The 18,798-nt window shown below is 59.3% G+C and carries 20 protein-coding genes and 1 tRNA gene; 6 read left to right on the plus strand and 15 right to left on the minus strand.

Annotation, left to right across the window (positions count from 1 at the left end):
• Nucleotides 1–62: 62 nt before the first annotated feature.
• The 5 genes from G9Q84_RS20505 to dapA all read right to left on the minus strand — a co-directional run bounded on the left by G9Q84_RS20505 (nucleotide 63) and on the right by dapA (nucleotide 3,751).
• Nucleotides 63–152, minus strand: a tRNA-Ser gene (locus G9Q84_RS20505).
• A gap of 83 nt (nucleotides 153–235) precedes the next feature.
• On the minus strand, nucleotides 236–949 hold the full coding sequence (gene purC, locus G9Q84_RS20510) for a phosphoribosylaminoimidazolesuccinocarboxamide synthase (RefSeq protein ID WP_003172493.1): 714 nt from the start codon (nucleotides 947–949) through the stop codon (nucleotides 236–238).
• Nucleotides 950–976: 27 nt separating this feature from the next.
• Entirely contained in the window at nucleotides 977–1,735 is a 759-nt protein-coding gene (locus tag G9Q84_RS20515) for an MBL fold metallo-hydrolase (RefSeq protein ID WP_032888564.1), read from the minus strand.
• Nucleotides 1,736–1,739: 4 nt separating this feature from the next.
• Nucleotides 1,740–2,855 (minus strand): outer membrane protein assembly factor BamC, encoded by a 1,116-nt coding sequence (bamC, locus tag G9Q84_RS20520; protein WP_122680213.1) that lies wholly within the window; start codon nucleotides 2,853–2,855, stop codon nucleotides 1,740–1,742.
• 17 nt (nucleotides 2,856–2,872) lie between these two features.
• Nucleotides 2,873–3,751, minus strand: coding sequence for a 4-hydroxy-tetrahydrodipicolinate synthase (gene dapA, locus G9Q84_RS20525; RefSeq protein WP_032888561.1), 879 nt, complete (start codon nucleotides 3,749–3,751; stop codon nucleotides 2,873–2,875).
• Between the two features lie 272 nt (nucleotides 3,752–4,023).
• Between dapA and G9Q84_RS20530 the strand changes: the two genes are divergently transcribed.
• Both G9Q84_RS20530 and G9Q84_RS20535 read left to right on the plus strand, forming a co-directional pair.
• Complete coding sequence (locus G9Q84_RS20530; RefSeq protein WP_003172487.1) at nucleotides 4,024–4,584, plus strand: glycine cleavage system transcriptional repressor; 561 nt, start codon at nucleotides 4,024–4,026, stop codon at nucleotides 4,582–4,584.
• A gap of 10 nt (nucleotides 4,585–4,594) precedes the next feature.
• Nucleotides 4,595–5,068, plus strand: coding sequence for a peroxiredoxin (locus G9Q84_RS20535; protein WP_095184079.1), 474 nt, complete (start codon nucleotides 4,595–4,597; stop codon nucleotides 5,066–5,068).
• Between the two features lie 36 nt (nucleotides 5,069–5,104).
• Here G9Q84_RS20535 and G9Q84_RS20540 read toward each other — a convergent pair whose 3' ends face one another.
• Both G9Q84_RS20540 and G9Q84_RS20545 read right to left on the minus strand, forming a co-directional pair.
• Nucleotides 5,105–6,175, minus strand: a complete 1,071-nt coding sequence (locus tag G9Q84_RS20540; protein WP_181644001.1) for an AI-2E family transporter — start codon at nucleotides 6,173–6,175, stop codon at nucleotides 5,105–5,107.
• 30 nt (nucleotides 6,176–6,205) lie between these two features.
• A complete protein-coding gene (locus G9Q84_RS20545; RefSeq protein WP_099601374.1) occupies nucleotides 6,206–6,445 on the minus strand; it encodes a sulfurtransferase TusA family protein in 240 nt (79 codons plus the stop codon).
• Nucleotides 6,446–6,540: 95 nt separating this feature from the next.
• Here G9Q84_RS20545 and G9Q84_RS20550 point away from each other — a divergent pair, with 95 nt between their 5' ends.
• A complete protein-coding gene (locus tag G9Q84_RS20550; protein ID WP_095184077.1) occupies nucleotides 6,541–7,974 on the plus strand; it encodes a M48 family metalloprotease in 1,434 nt (477 codons plus the stop codon).
• 67 nt (nucleotides 7,975–8,041) lie between these two features.
• On the opposite strand, the gene G9Q84_RS20555 is transcribed toward G9Q84_RS20550, so the two are convergent.
• The 4 genes from G9Q84_RS20555 to rpoE all read right to left on the minus strand — a co-directional run bounded on the left by G9Q84_RS20555 (nucleotide 8,042) and on the right by rpoE (nucleotide 11,890).
• A complete protein-coding gene (locus G9Q84_RS20555; protein WP_181644002.1) occupies nucleotides 8,042–9,481 on the minus strand; it encodes a DegQ family serine endoprotease in 1,440 nt (479 codons plus the stop codon).
• A gap of 234 nt (nucleotides 9,482–9,715) precedes the next feature.
• Entirely contained in the window at nucleotides 9,716–10,678 is a 963-nt protein-coding gene (locus G9Q84_RS20560) for a MucB/RseB C-terminal domain-containing protein (RefSeq protein WP_181644003.1), read from the minus strand.
• Between the two features lie 16 nt (nucleotides 10,679–10,694).
• Entirely contained in the window at nucleotides 10,695–11,276 is a 582-nt protein-coding gene (locus G9Q84_RS20565) for a sigma-E factor negative regulatory protein (protein WP_032888545.1), read from the minus strand.
• Nucleotides 11,277–11,308: 32 nt separating this feature from the next.
• Nucleotides 11,309–11,890 (minus strand): RNA polymerase sigma factor RpoE/AlgU, encoded by a 582-nt coding sequence (gene rpoE / locus G9Q84_RS20570; RefSeq protein ID WP_003172477.1) that lies wholly within the window; start codon nucleotides 11,888–11,890, stop codon nucleotides 11,309–11,311.
• A gap of 462 nt (nucleotides 11,891–12,352) precedes the next feature.
• Between rpoE and nadB the strand changes: the two genes are divergently transcribed.
• On the plus strand, nucleotides 12,353–13,969 hold the full coding sequence (nadB, locus tag G9Q84_RS20575; protein WP_181644004.1) for an L-aspartate oxidase: 1,617 nt from the start codon (nucleotides 12,353–12,355) through the stop codon (nucleotides 13,967–13,969).
• On the opposite strand, the gene G9Q84_RS20580 is transcribed toward nadB, so the two are convergent.
• Nucleotides 13,938–14,384: a protein YgfX gene (locus G9Q84_RS20580; RefSeq protein WP_181644005.1), complete on the minus strand. Its 447-nt coding sequence runs from the start codon at nucleotides 14,382–14,384 to the stop codon at nucleotides 13,938–13,940. The genes nadB and G9Q84_RS20580 overlap by 32 nt on opposite strands.
• Nucleotides 14,368–14,622: an FAD assembly factor SdhE gene (locus G9Q84_RS20585; protein ID WP_032888540.1), complete on the minus strand. Its 255-nt coding sequence runs from the start codon at nucleotides 14,620–14,622 to the stop codon at nucleotides 14,368–14,370. Before G9Q84_RS20585 ends, G9Q84_RS20580 begins: the two co-directional genes overlap by 17 nt.
• Nucleotides 14,623–14,762: 140 nt before the next feature.
• Here G9Q84_RS20585 and ygfZ point away from each other — a divergent pair, with 140 nt between their 5' ends.
• Both ygfZ and G9Q84_RS20595 read left to right on the plus strand, forming a co-directional pair.
• A complete protein-coding gene (gene ygfZ / locus G9Q84_RS20590; RefSeq protein ID WP_181644006.1) occupies nucleotides 14,763–15,704 on the plus strand; it encodes a CAF17-like 4Fe-4S cluster assembly/insertion protein YgfZ in 942 nt (313 codons plus the stop codon).
• A 36-nt stretch (nucleotides 15,705–15,740) separates the two neighbouring features.
• Nucleotides 15,741–16,562 carry an HDOD domain-containing protein gene (locus tag G9Q84_RS20595; RefSeq protein ID WP_032888536.1) on the plus strand — a complete coding sequence of 274 codons (822 nt, stop codon included), beginning with the start codon at nucleotides 15,741–15,743 and terminating at the stop codon, nucleotides 16,560–16,562.
• Here G9Q84_RS20595 and G9Q84_RS20600 read toward each other — a convergent pair whose 3' ends face one another.
• Nucleotides 16,563–17,948 carry a sensor histidine kinase gene (locus G9Q84_RS20600; RefSeq protein WP_181644007.1) on the minus strand — a complete coding sequence of 462 codons (1,386 nt, stop codon included), beginning with the start codon at nucleotides 17,946–17,948 and terminating at the stop codon, nucleotides 16,563–16,565.
• On the minus strand, nucleotides 17,941–18,612 hold the full coding sequence (locus tag G9Q84_RS20605) for a response regulator (protein WP_017736361.1): 672 nt from the start codon (nucleotides 18,610–18,612) through the stop codon (nucleotides 17,941–17,943). The genes G9Q84_RS20600 and G9Q84_RS20605 overlap by 8 nt, the downstream gene beginning before the upstream one ends.
• Nucleotides 18,613–18,798 lie beyond the last annotated feature (186 nt).

Here is an 18,798-nt window from a genome sequence, read left to right on the forward strand (position 1 = left end):
CAAAAAATCAACAGACATAAAAAAACCCCGTAAATCAAAGACTTACAGGGCTTTTATTTGTATGGCGGAGAGATAGGGATTCGAACCCTAGGTACCGGTGAAGGTACAACGGATTTCGAATCCGTCCCATTCGGCCACTCTGGCATCTCTCCAACGGCGCGCATCATAACAGCATGATTCGTGGATGCAAAGCGCCTAAGCGATTTTTTTCCGTGCTATCAGATGCTTGCGTCGATTACAGCGGTACGCCGAGACGATTGGCGACTTCTTCGTAAGCTTCGATAACGTCACCGAGGCCCTGGCGGAAGCGGTCTTTGTCCATCTTCTTCTTGGTGTCCTTGTCCCACAGGCGGCAGCCGTCCGGGCTGAATTCGTCGCCCAGGACGATGGAACCGTCGTGGAACACACCGAATTCCAGCTTGAAGTCCACCAGCAGCAGGCCTGCGTCGTCGAACAGCTTGCTCAGCACGTCGTTGACCTTGAGGGACAGCTCTTTCATGCGAGCCAGTTGCTCAGCGGTGCCCCAGCCAAATGCCACTACGTGGGATTCGTTGATGAACGGGTCGCCCTTGGCGTCGTCCTTCAGGAACAGTTCGAACGTGTAAGGGTTGAGCTTGAGGCCCTCCTCCACACCCAGGCGCTTGACCAAGCTGCCGGCGGCGTAGTTACGCACGACGCATTCGACCGGGATCATGTCCAGCTTCTTCACCAGGCACTCGTTGTCGCCCAGCAGTTTGTCGAATTGGGTCGGAATGCCGGCCTCTTCGAGTTTCTGCATGATGAAGGCGTTGAACTTGTTGTTCACCATCCCCTTGCGGTCCAGTTGTTCGATGCGCTTGCCGTCGAACGCCGAGGTGTCGTTGCGAAACAGCAGGATCAGGCGGTTGGCGTCGTCGGTCTTGTAAACCGACTTGGCCTTGCCGCGGTAGAGTTCTTCACGTTTTTCCATGATGGGCTCCGCTTTGAGTGAGGTGGGCTAGGCGATATGTCGCCAGTCGAGCCCTGAATCTTGATCGGCCAATTGCAGCCAGTCCGGGTCGCACCCGAGGGTGTCGACAAAACATTGCCGGGCAAGCGTCGGCAGGTTGTTCTTGCTGCTCAGGTGGGCCAGGACCAGGTGTTGCAGGTCTTGCCAGCCCAACTCATACACCAGGTACGCCGCCTGGTGGTTGTTCAAATGTCCCAGTTCGCCGCCCACCCGCTGCTTGAGAAAGTAGGGATAGTGACCGCGAGCCAGCAGGTCTCGGCAGTGGTTGGACTCGATCATCAAGGCATCGAGGTCGCGGTAACCGTCCAGCACCTTGGCGCAGTAGGAGCCCAGGTCGGTCAGCACGCCGAAGCGTCGCTGGCCATCACTGAATACATACTGCGTCGGCTCCTGAGCGTCGTGCGCCACGGCAATCACATCAATGCTCAAGGCACCGATTTGCAGTTGCTCACCGCCAGCCAGGAAACCTGCGGGCTCAATGGGCTTGCGCATCCCGCGCAAGGTGCCGCGACTCAGGTACACCGGAAGATTGTAGCGCCGAGACAGCAAACCCACGCCATGCACGTGATCGGCATGTTCGTGGGTCACTAGAATAGCGCTCAGCTGCGTGGGGTGAACCCCCAGGCGCAGCAGGCGCCGCTCGGTTTCTTTTAACGAGAAACCACAATCCACCAGTACGTACGTGTCGTCGTGGGCGACCAGCGTGCCGTTCCCTTGGCTACCGCTACCGAGAACAGCAAAACGCATCGGATCAGCCCAGGTTGTCCTGAATTACGCCCAACACTTTGCGGGCTGTTTCAGCCGGCGCAACGGTGTTGATGTTCTTCTCAACAGTGACTTGCACAGTCTCGCCAACCTTGCTCAAACGAACCTGATAACGCTCGGCGCGGGTCTCGATTTCTTCCTTGGTCGGCTGGCTGCCAAACAGCTTGCCGAAGAAACCAGGCTCGTCGTCTTTGCGCTCGGCCTTTTCAGCCACGTTGATGTAGTAGAGGCCGAGGCTACGGTTGATGTCTTCAACACGCCAAGGGCCTTGCTCCAACGCGCGACCGACGCTGGCCCAGGCGCGGTCCAGGTCTTCACCCAGGTTCAGCACCACGTTACCACTGCCGTCCTCGGTGAGGCTGACGCGGCTCGGGGTGTCGTAATCACGTGCGGCGAGCAGGGAAACGGAACCGCCCTTCTCGGAAATACGGCTCATGCTGGCCAGCATCTCGTCGACCAGTGCCGAGTCAACGCCGGTGTTGACCGAACGGTTGGTGAAGGCGACGTTGGCGGTGCTGCCGGCAGGACGCTCGGCACTCACCACGTAGACTTCACTGGTATTGCGCTGCACGCCTGGCTCGATGCGAACACGCACGCGGGCTTCGCTGTCAGCCGCTACACCACTGGCTTGCAAACGCTTGGCCATGGTGGCGGACAGTTCGCTGCCTTGCTGCCATGCCGTGGTGAATTCGCCGGTCTGCGGGCGCTGCTCGTCGATGCGGAAACCGTTGTCCTGGAAGAACTGCACCGCCACTGGCCAGACTTCGGCAGGTGGGCGCTGAGCAACGATCCAGCGGGAATCACCGCTCTTCTGGAGGCTGTAGTCGCTGGCATCCGCCACGGCCGAGATCGGCTGTGGACGTGGCACTACGTATTCACCCTTGGTGGTGTCGTCGGCAACGTTGCGTGGAATCGGCAGCAACGGGTCAAGACGCTTTGCAACGTTGACGTCTGGCGGCAACTGCATCGGTTTGGTTGCTTGTGCTTCCAGGTAATCGCTGCCGCGGTCACGGAAGTAGCCTTCCGGGCCCCAGATCCAACCGCAGCCACTGGTGCTGGAGATAATCAAGGCAAGTGCGGAAAGTCCGGCCAATCGCTTCATGCGTAGTGCTTCCTCAATTAAACCAGGACGCCGGACTGGCGCAGGGCCTGTCGCAGCGGTTCGTGACAGGCTTCGCTGAGACGGGTGAGCGGCAGACGGATACCGTCCGGCATCAAGCCCATCTCGAACAGCGCCCATTTCACGGGAATAGGGTTGGATTCGATAAAGAGTGTCTTGTTGAGCGGCATCAGCTTCTCGTGGATCGCACGGGCGGTCACGGCGTCGCCAGCGATGGCAGCAGCGCACATGTCACTCATGGCACGTGGGGCCACGTTGGCGGTCACGGAGATGTTGCCCTTGCCACCCAGCAGAATCAGCTCGACAGCCGTGGCGTCGTCACCGGAATACAGCAGGAAGTCGCTGCTCACACCGGCCAGGATGTCTTTGGCGCGCTGCAGGTCGCCAGTGGCTTCCTTGATGCCGATGATGTTCGGCACGGTGGACAGGCGGATCACGGTCTCGGCCTTCATATCGCACGCGGTACGACCCGGCACGTTATAGAGGATCTGCGGGATGTCGACGGCTTCGGCAATGGTGCGGAAGTGCTGGTACAGGCCTTCCTGGGTCGGCTTGTTGTAGTACGGAGTCACCAGCAGGCAGGCGTCGGCGCCAGCCTTCTTGGCGTTTTTGGTCAGCTCGATCGCTTCGCGCGTCGAGTTGGCACCCGTACCGGCGATCACGGCGATGCGGCCCGCAACACGCTTGACCACGAACTCAATCACCTGGATGTGTTCTTCCACATCGAGGGTGGCCGACTCACCTGTGGTGCCGACCGCCACAATGGCGTTGGTGCCTTCTTGCAGGTGGAAGTCCACCAGTTTGCCCAGGCTGTCCCAGTCGAGATGACCTTGTGCATCCATGGGTGTGACCAGTGCCACCATACTGCCCGCAATCATGCAACCGCTCCTGCCGGAAAAAGAGAGCCGTAATGGTACTGGCGCCAAGATGCTTGTACAAGCGAAGTACCGCGTGAGGATGCGTTCTGGGGCAACTAAACGATGGGCAATGCCATCATTGGACGAAAGCATGGGTTACAGCAGGCTGGAATCACGCCGTTCACGTAATGAAAACGCCACCTCCTATCCCTTGGCGGCGCTTTTCGCTACCCTTCATGCTTTGATCGATACGGCCCTCATGGTATCGACCGCTCATCGTTTAGGAAGGCTGCATGTCCACCCCCACAGTTCGCGAACAATTCCTTGTTATCAGTGCCCTCGGCGCCAACCCCATGGAGCTGACGAACGTCCTGTGCCGCGCCAGCCATGAAAACCGCTGCGCCGTCGTGACCTCCCGCCTGACACGCCATGGCGAGTGCAGTGCGCTGGTCCTCCAGATCTCCGGCACCTGGGACGCCCTGGCACGCCTGGAAACCGGCCTGCCGGGCCTGGCCAAGAAACATGACTTCACCGTCAATGTAGTGCGTAGCGCCGCGCTGGAAAACCGTCCCCAGGCCCTGCCTTATGTGGCTTACGTCAGCTCGGCGTACCGCTCGGACATCGTCAACGAGTTGTGCCAGTTCTTTATCGACCATAACGTCGAACTGGAAAACCTGACCTGCGACACCTACCAGGCCCCGCAAACCGGCGGCACCATGCTCAACGCCACTTTCACCGTGACCCTGCCAGCCGGTGTGCAGATCAGTTGGCTGCGCGACCAGTTCCTGGATTTCGCCGACGCACTGAACCTCGACGCGTTGATCGAACCATGGCGCCCACAGAACCCAATGTAAGGAAGTATTCATGGCAGTAGTCATCGACCAACCCATAGCCGACTTCGAAGCCCAGGCCACCAGCGGCCAGACTTTTAGCCTTGCGGCCCTCAAGGGTAAGCAGGTGGTGATCTACTTCTATCCGAAGGACAGCACCCCCGGCTGCACCACTGAAGGCCAAGGCTTCCGTGACCAGTATGCGGCGTTCCAAGCGGCCAACACTGAAGTGTTTGGCGTGTCGCGCGACAGCGTGAAGTCCCACGAGAACTTCAAAGGCAAGCAGGAATTCCCTTTCGAGCTGATCAGCGACAAAGACGAGGCGGTTTGCCAGCTGTTTGATGTGATCAAACTGAAGAAGCTTTACGGCAAGGAATACTTGGGTGTGGATCGCAGCACCTTCCTGATCGACAAGGAAGGCGTGCTGCGCCAGGAATGGCGTGGCGTAAAAGTGCCAGGGCATGTGGATGCTGTACTGACAGCAGCGCAGGCTTTGAATAAGGCCTGAAAATGTGAGAGGGGGAGCAGGCTCCCCCTTTCCGTTTCAGAGCAAAGGCGCCACCACTGGCTCCTGCCGCGGCCACGCATCCAGCACTGCCTTGAACAGCGTTGCCAGGGGAATCGCAAAGAACACCCCCCAGAATCCCCATAGCCCACCAAACAACAATACCGCGCAAATGATCGCCACCGGATGCAGGTTGACCGCCTCCGAGAAGAGCAACGGCACCAGCACGTTGCCATCCAGGGTCTGGATGATCCCGTACACCGCCATCAGGTAAATGAACTGGTCGCTCCAGCCCCACTGGAACAAAGCGATCAGCGTCACTGGTACCGTCACCACTACCGCGCCGACATAGGGCACCACCACTGAAATACCGACTAGCAATGCCAAGAGGGCCGCGTAATTCAGGTCCAGGGCAATAAAAGCGATGTAGGTAACGCCGCCGCAGATAATGATCTCGATGACTTTGCCACGAATGTAGTTGGCGATCTGCCGGTTCATTTCCTCGGCAACCCGAGTAATCAGCGCTCGCTCACGCGGCAGGTAGCCACTCACCCAGCGACCAATCATTGCGCGATCCTTGAGAAAGAAGAACACCAGGATCGGGACAAGCACCAGGTAGATCATGATATTGACCAGCAGCGGCAAGCTGGACAGGGAAAACGTCAGCGCCCATTGCCCGAATTTCCCGATTTCGCCGCGCGCCACTTCAATGGCCTGCAACACCTGCTCATCCGATACCAGATGCGGGTAGCGCTCCGGCAACAGCAGCAACAGCGACTGCCACTTGGCGAGCATGCCCGGCAACTCGTTGAACAGCGTTATCAGTTGGTGCCACAGCAGCGGCAACACCACCACGATAAACACCACCAGCAGGCCCATGAACAAGGCGAAGACCAGCCCCACTGCCGCACCGCCTGGCAAGCGCAAACGCTCAAGGGTGTTGACCAGGCCCTGCATCAGGTAAGCGAGCACCATCCCCGCAAGTACGGGCGCCAGCATGCCACCCAAGGTGAGGACTGCGGTAAAGGCCAAAAACAACAGGACGGCTAGTACCACGGCTTCTTCATCAGAGAAGTAGCGCTGGATCCAGTCTCGTAACACTTTGAACATCAATCAACCTCGGGTGGTAGGGGCAACGGCTCAGGCCTTGCGCAACCAGTAACGGTACACACCGGCGGCATCTTCTTCATGCAACAACGTGTGGCCGGCCAGTTTGGCAAATGTGCGGAAATCCCTCTGGGAACCTGCGTCCGTTGCGATCACCTTGAGCACGGCACCGCTGGTCAATCGGTTGAGTTCCAGCTTGGCCTTGAGCAAGGGCAACGGGCAATTGAGGCCGCTGGCGTCGAGCTCGGCATCAAAGGCTACAGCGTCGGTCATGGTTTTACTCCGGGCAAGCGTTCGGGGTGCTTAGAATATCTGGTCCGAAGCTCAGTGTCCGGCTACAGTAAGCTCTTTGTCGAAAGGCTATGTGCATGACTTTTTTGCGCCCCACCCTGCTGACGCTGGCTTGCCTGCTGGCCTCTCCAGGCTTCGCTGACGACCTGCCGTCGCTTGGCGACGCCAGTTCTGCCATTGTCTCGCCACAACAGGAATTCCAACTGGGCCGTGCCTGGCTGGCCTACCTGCGTGGGCAGGTTTCCCAACTGAACGACCCGCAACTCAAAGACTACGTCGAAACCAGCGTGTATAAGCTGGTAGAAACCAGCCAGGTGAACGACCGACGTCTGGAGTTCATCCTGATCAACAGCCCGCAACTCAACGCGTTTGCCGCGCCAGGCGGTATCGTCGGCGTGAACGGCGGCCTGTTCCTCAACGCCCAGACCGAAGGAGAATACGCCTCGGTGCTGGCGCACGAATTGGCTCACTTGTCGCAGCGTCACTTCGCCCGTGGCGTTGAAGCGCAGCAGCGCATGCAGATCCCGATGATGGCTGCTCTCCTCGGTGGCATCATCGCGGCAGCCGCCGGCGCAGGTGATGCGGGCATTGCTGCGATCGCCGGCACCCAGGCGGCGGCGATCCAGGAACAACGGCGGTTCTCTCGGCAGAATGAACAAGAGGCTGACCGTATCGGTATCGTCAATCTGGAGAAAGCCGGCTACGACCCGCGCTCCATGCCGACCATGTTCGAGCGCTTGGGGCGTCAATACCGCTTCGACGCCAAGCCACCAGAATTCCTGTTGACGCACCCGGTCACTGAATCGCGGATCGCCGACACCCGAAACCGAGCCGAGCAATCCAAGCCCGGCGGAAAGGAAGACAGCCTGCGCTATCAACTGATTCGCGCACGGGTGCAGCTGCAATATGAGGACACCTCAGGACTCGCCGCCAAACGCTTCCAGGCGCAACTGGACGAGAATCCGAAAAACGATGTGGCGCGTTATGGCCTGGCCATCGCCCAAATCAAGGCCTCACAATTCAAGCAAGCGAGAGATAGCCTGCAACCGCTGCTGGCCAAAGCGCCCAATGACATCACTTATAACCTGGCGCAAATCCAGCTGGACATAGACAACAGCCGTCTAGCCGACGCCCAGCAACGCACGGATCGGATGCTGACCCAATACCCCGGCAACTATCCGCTGAATCAGATCCGAGTCGACCTGCTGCTTAAACAAAATCGTACCGCGGATGCGGAAAAGGCCCTGGATGGCCTGCTCAAGTCTCGTCCGGACGATCCGGACGTGTGGTATCAAGTCGCCGAGACACGCGGGTTATCCGGCAACATCATCGGCCTGCACCAGGCGCGCGCTGAATACTTTGCTCTGGTGGGCGACTTCCAGCAGGCGATTCAGCAACTGGACTTCGCCAAACGCCGCGCCGGCAGTAACTTTCCATTGTCGTCACGTATCGACGCACGCCAGCGTGAGCTGATCGAACAGGAACGCCTGGTAAAAGGGATGATGAGCTAAACCCATCACCCACAAAAAAGCCCCGCCATCGTTGACCGACGGCGGGGCTTTTTATTGGCTTAGCGGATTACTCGGCCAGCTTGAAGGTAATGAAGCTGGCGCGCCCCTGACGCAGCACGCGCATCGACACCGAGCGATTCTTCGGCAACGCCTTGGCGATATCAGTGAACTGCTTGATGGAGTCAATCGCCTGATTGTTCAGATGGGTGATCACGTCCCCCGGCTGCAGGCCGATCAACGCTGCTGGGCCATCCTGCACTTCCTTGATCACTACGCCGCCCTTGAGGTCGAAGCTTTTCTTCTGCTCTTCGGTCAGCTCAACGACTGCAATGCCCAGACGGTTGCTGCTTCGCTCAGCACCCGATTTGTTATTGCCGAGGGCGTCCAGAGTCGCACCTTCTTCAGGAATAGCGCCTACCGTCAGTTCAACGTTCTGGCGCTTGCCGTCACGAATTACTTCCAGCTTGGCCTTGCTGCCCGCCTTGAGTGCACCGACCAGGTGTGGCAGGTCGGCCGACATGACAATCGGTTGGCCATTCATGGTCAGGATCACGTCGCCGACTTGCAGACCGCCTTTAGCAGCAGGGCCGTCGTCCTGGATCTGTGCAACCAGAGCACCAGCAGGCTTGTCGAGACCGAAGGACTCAGCGAGGTCTTTGTTCACTTCCTGGATCACTACGCCCAACCAGCCACGGCTAACCTTGCCACCGCTTTTCAATTGGTTGGAAACATCCATGGCCACGTCGATCGGAATAGCAAACGACACGCCCATGAAACCACCGGAGCGGGTGTAGATCTGCGAATTGATACCCACTACTTCACCGGCCAGGTTGAACAGCGGGCCACCGGAGTTACCTGGGTTGATCGGCACGTCGGTCTGGATGAATGGCACGTAGTTCTCATTCGGCAGGCTGCGACCAATGGCGCTGACGATACCCTGAGTCACAGTGTGGTCAAAACCGAACGGCGAGCCGATGGCGACTACCCACTGCCCGGCCTTGAGGTCCTGGGATTTGCCCAGTTTCAAAACGGGAAGGTCCTTACCGTCGATTTTCAGCAGCGCAACGTCGGAACGTGGATCGGTGCCCACCAGCTTGGCTTTCAGCTCGCTGCGGTCGGCCAGGCGCACGAGAATCTCGTCAGCGTCAGCGATCACATGGTTGTTGGTAAGGATGTAGCCATCAGGGGAAATGATGAAGCCCGAGCCCAGGGACTGCGCTTCACGCTGGCCACCACCACCGCCACGAGGCGTGCGCGGTTGTGGCATGCCGCGCTCGAAGAACTCTCGCAGCATCGGCGGCAGGCCTTCCAGGTCAGGCATCTGCTGGTTCGACACTTTGCGATCTGGCAGTTTCTGCGTGGTGCTGATGTTCACCACGGCCGGCGAGGCTTGCTCAACCAATTGGGTGAAATCAGGCAACTCGGCCGCTTGTGCAGGCAAGGCCTGGCCAAGCACCAGTACCGTGGCGACTATGGATAGGTAGGATTTCAAACGTGGTATCGACATACAGCTCCCGTTACGACGAGCAGGGTTGAGCGACAGGGTTCAAGAAACGCCGAAAACTGCGACCGACATTTTTGTTCCGCGAACAAAACAAGGCCAGAGCCGACAAGCCCTGACCTATAAAAAACATGGGAGATTTTTGCAAGTGAAAATGCTGATCCAGACATTTCATGCTCTCGACAGCCAGCCTGACATGGACGTACAGTGGAAGAGCAGGATGAACATAGGATTAACAACTCACGGCTGGATGGTGGCCTTTTTTTCACCGCGCACCGACAGCGCGATACGCTCGGCGGTGCCTATAGGAATTTCACCAACTACCGTCACCATCATTTCGCCGTCCACCGTATTCAGCCGGCGGGACACAGCAACCGTGGGGCCCAATTGAGTGCGGGTTTCAGTCACGCTCACAGCGCTGATCGGCTCAAGAAATACCGAAAAACGTGCCAGCCCGTCTTCATACATCAAGCTGTCGACAGTGGCTTTGGTCTGAGCATCTTTACGGGCACTGCTAGTGGTCAGTTGAAAACCCGGCGGCAACCATTCCAAATGCCAAGCCTGAGTGGGCTCTACTTCCGACGCCTTAGTATCTGAGATAGCGATAGACGTGCATTCACTGCTGGGCTGCAAATCACGATCGGTGGGCGAGGTAGAAGTATTCAAGCGTGTGAATTGAAAGCGCTCCAGTAACTGCCCTTGATCGTTCAGCAACAGGGACTTGAGCGGCAATGCGGTTTCACGATCCAGATGCAGCTCAAAGCCATAACGGTATTGATCACGTGGCGTGATCGAAACGATGACTGCATTACGGCCGGCCACGCGGGACTTGCCGATGATGGCCAATTCGTAAAATTGATTGAGTTTTTGCGGGTCAAGCGCTCGTGAGGGTGCATCACGCGAATTGCCAATGCCAGCAACCAGCGTGCCGCTGACACATTGGGTGCGGCCATCCACTCGCACAACTTCCTGGGCAGAACCATCGAGCTGCAAGAGCCGCTCGCGTACCTGACCATTCTGGACACGATGCCAGATGTCGTGGGTGGAAAAACTGCCGTTACGTTCATAGACGAACGTACCTTCAAAGCTTTGCTGCTGCTCCGCACGCCCAAGTCGAGTCAGCCAATCTTGGGCTTCATCGGCATGGGCGGGTAGTGCAAACCAACCACTGAGAAACAGCATAAGGAGCGGTATGGCGCGCATAATGCCCCTTAGCGGTTTAGCGATTTTCCAGGCTTGCAGCGCGAGCGTATGGCAGAGCGCTTTCAGTGCCTTTCAAGGCTGATTCCTGTGCGTGTTGGCGCAAGTAGCCTGGAAGACGCTGGTCCTGCGATTGCCCTTGAAGTACACCGTTGGCCATAGGGCCAGTGGTGTCAGAGCTTTCCTTGTAGCCGGCCAGTACAGCTGGGCCTTTGACTTGCGGACCGGCCATGACCGGCTGCTGAGTCTGTTGGGCCAGTTCGGCACCAGCAATTTCGTCCTGGTTGTACAGGCGAACACCAGCAAGCACTGCAACTGTCACCGAGGCAGCGACTGCCAGGCGACCCAGGCTACGCCAAGGACCACGAGCAGCTTTTGCCGGAACGGCTTCATCGGCCAGCGCAGCAGAAACAGCCGCAGCAATATCCAGACGAGGGATTAGAAGATCCTTATGCATCACCGCCCGAGCGACTTGGTAACGAGACCAGGTGTCACGGGTTTCGGCATCATCAAATGCGTTGAGCACTCGACGAAGTTCCAGTTCATCCGCTTCGTTATCCATCACTGCGGACAGCGATTCCTGCAGGGCATCACGACTCATGGCGGTTCCTCTCTTGGCTGTCGCCGCTGTCTTTAGTTTTCCTGCAACAAAGGTTGCAAGGCTTTATCGATGGCTTCCCGGGCCCGGAAAATCCGTGACCTCACAGTCCCCACCGGACACTGCATGACGCTCGCAATGTCTTCGTAACTCAGACCATCGAATTCACGTAAAGTTAACGCCGTACGCAAATCTTCTGGCAGTTGCTGAATTGTGCGATGAACGGTGCCTTCGATCTCGTCGCGCAGCAATGCACGCTCCGGCGACTCGAGATCTTTGAGGCCGTGATCACCATCGTAAAATTCTGCATCTTCTGAACTTACATCGCTATCTGGTGGGCGGCGTCCGCGAGACACCAGATAGTTCTTCGCCGTGTTGATGGCGATGCGGTACAGCCACGTGTAAAACGCACTATCACCGCGGAAATTGCCCAGTGCACGATAAGCCTTGATAAAGGCCTCTTGTGCAACGTCCTGCGCTTCATGGGTGTCGTGCACAAACCGCACGATCAACCCGAGAATTTTGTGCTGGTATTTCAGCACTAGCAGATCAAATGCTCGCTTGTCGCCGCGCTGAACGCGCTCGACGAGCTGCTGATCCTCTTCCTGGGTTAGCATGAACACTCCTCGTTGTACTTGAAGGAGGCTTGCATAACTAAACGATCAGGCTTGCAAACATAGACTCGGACTTTTCGCAAAAGTTCTCCCCCTTCAAGCAAGTTTCCGGCATGCACTGATTTGGCACACACGAAAAACGCAGCGCGGGCAACGCCGGCTGCGCGAATAATCTTGTCGCCGGTTTTCTGACGCGTCCAATGCTCCCGACGGGCCAATAAACTCAACGTTTCCCAGCTTTCGGGCAACCTGCTATTGAGTCAGGGCTTATGCAAAAAGTTCCCGCTCCAACAACCGGCTGATTTTACCCGAGCTGCGCACCGTAATCTCACATTGCCACGAATGCCCGGCTATTGTGCCGCTCCCCCCCTCTATATACTAGTGGCCCGTGTGACCCTTTGATTCGCCGATCCAGGCCTCCTGTCTGCGCCTGACCTTTGGATCGCTTTTTGCGGAATCCTTCAAATGAGCCAACAGTTTCAACACGATGTCCTGGTGATCGGCAGCGGCGCGGCAGGATTGAGCCTAGCGCTGACCCTTCCCAGCCATCTGCGCATTGCGGTCCTGAGCAAAGGCGACCTGGCCAACGGCTCCACATTCTGGGCCCAGGGTGGTGTGGCCGCCGTGCTGGATGACACTGACACGGTGCAATCCCACGTCGAAGACACCCTCAACGCTGGCGGTGGCCTGTGCAACGAAGATGCGGTGCGTTTCACCGTCGAGCATAGCCGCGAGGCGATCCAATGGTTGATCGATCAAGGCGTGCCGTTCACCCGCGACGAACACGCGAGCAGTGACGACGGCGGCTTCGAATTCCACCTCACGCGCGAAGGCGGCCACAGCCACCGCCGCATCATCCACGCCGCCGACGCCACCGGCGCCGCGATCTTCAAGACCCTACTCGACCAAGCCCGCCAGCGTCCCAACATCGAATTGCTGGAGCAGCGCGTCGCCGTTGACCTGATCACCGAAAAACGCCTGGGCCTGGACGGCGAGCGCTGCCTAGGCGCCTACGTGCTCAACCGTTCCAGCGGCGAAGTCGACACGTACGGCGCACGCTTCACCATTCTCGCGTCAGGCGGTGCGGCCAAGGTCTACCTCTACACCAGCAACCCCGACGGCGCTTGCGGCGACGGTATTGCCATGGCCTGGCGTTCGGGTTGCCGGGTGGCGAACCTGGAATTCAACCAATTCCACCCCACCTGCCTTTATCACCCGCAGGCCAAGAGCTTCCTGATCACCGAGGCGCTGCGTGGTGAAGGTGCACACCTGAAACTACCGAATGGCGAACGCTTCATGCAGCGCTTCGACCCGCGCGCCGAACTGGCCCCGCGCGATATCGTCGCCCGCGCCATCGACCATGAAATGAAGCGCCTGGGTGTCGACTGCGTGTACCTGGACATCAGCCACAAACCCGAAGACTTCATTAAGACCCACTTCCCCACGGTCTATGAGCGCTGTCTGGCGTTCAATATCGACATCACCAAAGGCCCGATCCCCGTCGTACCCGCCGCGCACTACACCTGCGGTGGCGTGATGGTCGACCAGCACGGCCGCACCGACGTGCCCGGACTGTACGCGATTGGCGAAACCAGCTTCACCGGCCTGCACGGCGCCAACCGCATGGCCAGCAATTCTTTGCTCGAATGCTTTGTCTACGCGCGCTCGGCGGCGACAGACATTCTCGACCAACTGCCGCACATCCCGGTGCCGACCGCCCTTCCCCGCTGGGATGCCAGCCAGGTCACAGATTCGGACGAAGACGTGATCATCGCGCACAACTGGGACGAGCTGCGGCGGTTCATGTGGGACTACGTGGGGATCGTGCGAACCAACAAGCGCCTCCAACGGGCTCAGCACCGCGTGCGTTTGCTGCTGGATGAGATCGACGAGTTCTACAGCAACTATAAAGTCAGTCGTGACCTGATCGAATTGCGCAACCTGGCCCAAGTCGCGGAACTGATGATCCGCTCGGCCATGGAACGCAAGGAAAGCCGAGGCCTGCATTACACCCTCGACTATCCGCTGATGCTGCCAGAAGCCCGCGACACTATTCTGGTGCCAACCACCTTCGGCGGCTGAACTTCAGGCGTACCCGCAGGCGCCGATGCACATCGGCGACCTGCGAATCCCGTGGGACACAGACGGAACGCACCCGCCACTCGCCCTGAACCCGATAGCGCAATACGACAATCAGCGGCAACGCCAGGCTGTCGGGGCGCAACTGCACGCCGTGCCAACCGCGCTCATGACTGAACAACTGCCAGCCATCCTCATCGCGACGCAGGCCAACAATCGACGAACGGTGGGTCAACAGGACATGACGCGGCAGCACCCAGGCCGCATGGGCCAGGCATAACAGCACGCCAAGGAAAGCAAAGGGGGAATCGAGGACCAACAACACACCCAGCGCGAATAGCTGGGCAAGCACATACGCCGCCAGCATTAGCCGTGAGGCCTGCCAGCGGCATTCAAAACGATTACTTGGGCTGAACACGGTCCAGAATGATCCGAACCATACGCTGCAGCTCAGGATCTTCCGATTCGGCGCGTTCCATGAACCAGCCGAACATGTCCTGGTCTTCGCATTCGAGCAGACGGACATAGAGGTCGCGATCTACTTTATTGAGCGTGGCGTACACCTCTTTGGTGAAAGGCACCAACAACACATCCAGCTCCAGCATGCCACGACGGCTGTGCCAGTAGAGGCGATTGATTTCTACTTCTTCGACCATGGAGCGCTCCTCAAATAGCGCGCAAGTATACAGGCACCACGGCCCCGGAACAGCCGGCTTTGGTCGCACCATATGGAAACTATCCATTTGCCGGGCGCCCCTCTATGATGCACCCATGACTTTTTGACCTGCGATGACCCATGGCTGACTCCGCTTTTTTCTGCCCGCTGTCCCACGAAGGCGTTCTGGCCGTCCGCGGCTCCGACGCTGCCAAGTTCCTGCAGGGCCAGCTCACCTGCAACCTCAATTACCTGAGTGATACTCAGGCTAGCCTCGGCGCGCGCTGCACGCAAAAAGGCCGCATGCAATCGAGCTTCCGCATCCTCTTGCAAGGTGACGGAGTATTGATGGCGATGGCCACCGATTTGCTGGAACCGCAACTGGCCGACCTGAAGAAATACGCGGTGTTCTCCAAGTCCAAGCTCACCGACGAAAGCGCCGCCTGGGTGCGTTTCGGCCTATCGAACGCTGACCATGCACTTGCCAGCCTGAGTCTTGAACTTCCACCCGAGACTGACAGCGTAGCGCGTGCCGACGCACTGATCGCCATCCGCGTATCCCCAGCCCGCGCCGAACTCTGGGTGCCTGCCGAGCAAGCCGACACCGTGAGCAGCCAACTGGCCGCTCACGTAAAAGAAGCAAACTTGAATGAATGGCTGCTGGGCCAGATCCGCGCTGGCATCGGCCAGGTCATGCCGCAAACCCGCGAAGTCTTCATCCCGCAAATGCTCAACCTGCAAGCGGTGGGCGGCGTGAGTTTCAAGAAAGGTTGCTACACCGGCCAGGAAATCGTCGCGCGCATGCAGTACCTGGGCAAACTCAAGCGCCGCTTGTACCGCCTGAGCCTCAACGCGGCTGACATGCCCGAGCCAGGCACCCCACTGTTTTCCGCCAGCCACAACAGTTCGATCGGCGAAGTGGTGATTGCCGCAAAAGCTGACCAAGCGATTGAACTTCTGGCCGTATTGCAAGCCGAAGCAGCCGATAGTGGCGATGTGCACTTAGGCACACTGGAAGGCCCAGGTTTACAGCTGCTTGAGCTGCCTTATACCCTCGACCGCGATCGAGAAATCCAGCGTTAGTCGCCGTACCTTTTTGCAGCACCCTAGAGAGCATGAATGAACAAACTGGCGGAAAAAGTCCAACAGGCGTTGGTTAAGGCCATCAACAACGATGACCTGGTTCTGCCGACATTGCCGGAAGTGGCCCTGAACATCCGTCAGGCCGCTGAAGACCCGGAAATCAGCATCAGCCACTTGAGCAAAGTCATCGGTCGCGACACCGCGCTGTCGGCGCGCCTGATCAAAGTGGTCAACAGCCCGTTGTTACGCGCCACTCAGGAAGTCACCGACCTGCACACCGCCATCACCCGGCTGGGCACCAACTACAGCAGCAACCTGGCCATCGGCCTGGTGATGGAACAGATCTTCCACGCCCGCTCCGAAACGGTAGAACAGAAAATGCGCGATGTGTGGCGCCGCAGCCTGGAAGTAGCGGGCGTGAGCTATGCGTTGTGCCGCAGCCACAGTCAGCTCAAGCCAGACCAGGCAGCGTTGGGCGGACTGGTGCACCAGATCGGCGTGCTGCCGATCCTGACCTACGCCGAAGACCACTACGAACTGCTGTCGGACCCGGTCAGCCTCAACCATGTCATCGACAGCATCCACCCGGTATTGGGCGACAAGTTGCTCGGTGGCTGGGACTTCCCGGAAATGCTGGCGAAACTGCCAGGCCAGTACCTGAACCTGGAACGCGACTCCGCCAGCCTCGACTACATCGACCTGGTGCAGATCGCCGTGCTGTATTGCCATCACGGCACCGATCACCCCTTGGCAAAGGTGGAAGTCTCCAACGTGCCGGCGATGAAGAAACTGCGGGTCGACCCCTACAGTGAAAAACTGCGCGCAGAGCTGGATGAAGCCCGCTTGATGTTCGACTGATCAACCGGCGATAAAACTTACCCGCACCTTCAACCCCGCCTGCGCACCATCGTGCAGGCTGATCTGCGCCAGATGGGCGCGGCAGATTTCGCCGACAATCGCCAGCCCCAGGCCTGAGCCCACGCCTTGCTGGCTGCGGCGGTAGAAGCGCTCGAACACCCGGTCGCGTTCATCCAGCGGAATACCTGGGCCGTCATCTTCCACCTCCAGTACCGCAGGCGCCGACACCCGCAAAATCACGTTGCCACCCGGTGGCGTGTGGGCCAGGGCGTTGTCCACCAGGTTGCTCAGCAACTCGTTCAGCAGCGTCGGCTCACCGCGCAACCACACCGGCTCGTCGGCCTCAAGCGCCAATGCCACGCCACGCGCATGGGCCAGGGGCGCCATGGCCATGCCCAGTTCACGGGCCAGTTGGCTCAGATCCAGCAACTGCGCCCCCCCTTCGGCAATCGCCCGCGCGCCATTTTCAATGCGTGCCAGGGACAGCAATTGATTGGCCAGATGGGTCAGGCGGTCGGTGCCCTGGGCGGCGGTTTCCAGGGTGCTGCGCCAGGTCGCCGGATCTTCCGCGCGCAGACCCAGTTCCAGCCGCGCCTTGAGTGCCGCCAACGGTGTACGCAGTTCGTGGGACGCGTCGGCAATAAACTGCGCCTGGCGTTCGAACTGCCCGCGCAGGCGCTCAGTGAAGTGATTGAGGGAACGCACCAGCGGGCCGAACTCATGCTGCACTTCCACCAACGGCAAGGGCCGCAAGTCGTCGGGCTGGCGTTCTTCCACTGCCGTGCGCAAGCGCTCCAGCGGGCGCAGCGCTGCGCTTACGGCGAACCACACCAATAACAACGCGCCGATCGCAAGCATACCCAAGCGCAGCAAGGTATCGGCCATCAGGCTGCGGGCCATGCTCACGCGCGCTTCATCGGTTTCGGCGACGCGGATTTCCGCCATGCCGTTCATGTTCGGCTCGGAGACCGCCTTGAGCAGGCTGACCACACGCACCTGCTGGCCTTGGTACGTGGCGTTGTAAAACCGCGCCAGCGCCGGATAGTCATCGGTGCGAGGCGTGCCCGGCGGCGGGCCGGGCAGGTTCTCGTAACCGGAGATCAGCTTCTGGTCGATGTCATTGACTTGGTAGTAGATACGCCCGGCGCTGTCGTAGGCAAAGGTGTCCAGGGCGACATAGGGCACGTTGGCGCTGAGGGTGCCGTCCACTTGGGTCAGGCCGGCCGCGATGGTCCGTGCCGAGGCCAGCAGCGTGCGGTCATAGGCGGTGTCGGCCGCTTCGCGACCGTTCCAGTAGGCACTCATGCCACTGGCGAGCATCAACAGCACCAGCAACAGCGCCAAGTTCCACAGCAGGCGCCAGCGCAGGCTGCTGGGCTTATGCATCGCGGGCTTCCAGCAGATAGCCAAGGCCGCGGAAGGTCACGATGGCGATGGGCTGGCCATCGAGTTTCTTGCGCAACCGGTGCACGTAGATTTCGATGGCATCCGGGCTGGCCTCTTCGTCCAGGCCGAACACCTGGGACGCGAGTTGCTCCTTGCTCATCACCCGGCCCGGCCGCGCGATCAAGGCTTCGAGCACGGCTTGCTCGCGAGAGGTCAAGGTCATCAGCTCGCCGCCCACGGTGAAGCGCCGAGTATCGAGGTCGTACACCAACACGCCGCAGGTCTGCTGGCGCTCGCCACCCAGCACGCTGCGGCGCAGCAGCGCCTTGACCCGGGCTTCCAGCTCCGTCAGTTCGAACGGTTTGGCGAGGTAGTCATCGGCGCCGAGGTTCAGGCCATGCACGCGGTCTTTCACATCACTGCGTGCGGTGAGCATCAGCACTGGCAGATTTTTTCCGCGAGCGCGTAGACGCGCCAGCACCTCGAAACCATCCATGCGCGGCAACCCCACATCAAGGATCGCCGCCGCGTATTCCTCGCTGCTCAAGGCCAAGTCCGCGGCCACGCCATCGTGCAGTACGTCGACGGTCAAACCCGTGCTCTTGAGCGCCTGGGCGACACTTTCGGCGAGTTGCAGATGGTCTTCAACCAAGAGGACACGCATGGATTTCTACCTCGTTCATGGGTGGTCGATGCCACGCCTTGGCGGGCAGTTTACAGGCGCCGCCTGCCCTGTGAAGCCCGAAAACATTGAAAGGCAGCTGAAAGGTTAGTGAAAGCTTCGCCCTTTAGCATCCAGCCAAGGTGGGTCATGCCCGCCGAGCGACCAGATGAGTCGCGACCGAAAAAC

Source organism: Pseudomonas sivasensis (genome assembly GCF_013778505.1).
GTDB classification, from domain to species: domain Bacteria; phylum Pseudomonadota; class Gammaproteobacteria; order Pseudomonadales; family Pseudomonadaceae; genus Aquipseudomonas; species Aquipseudomonas sivasensis.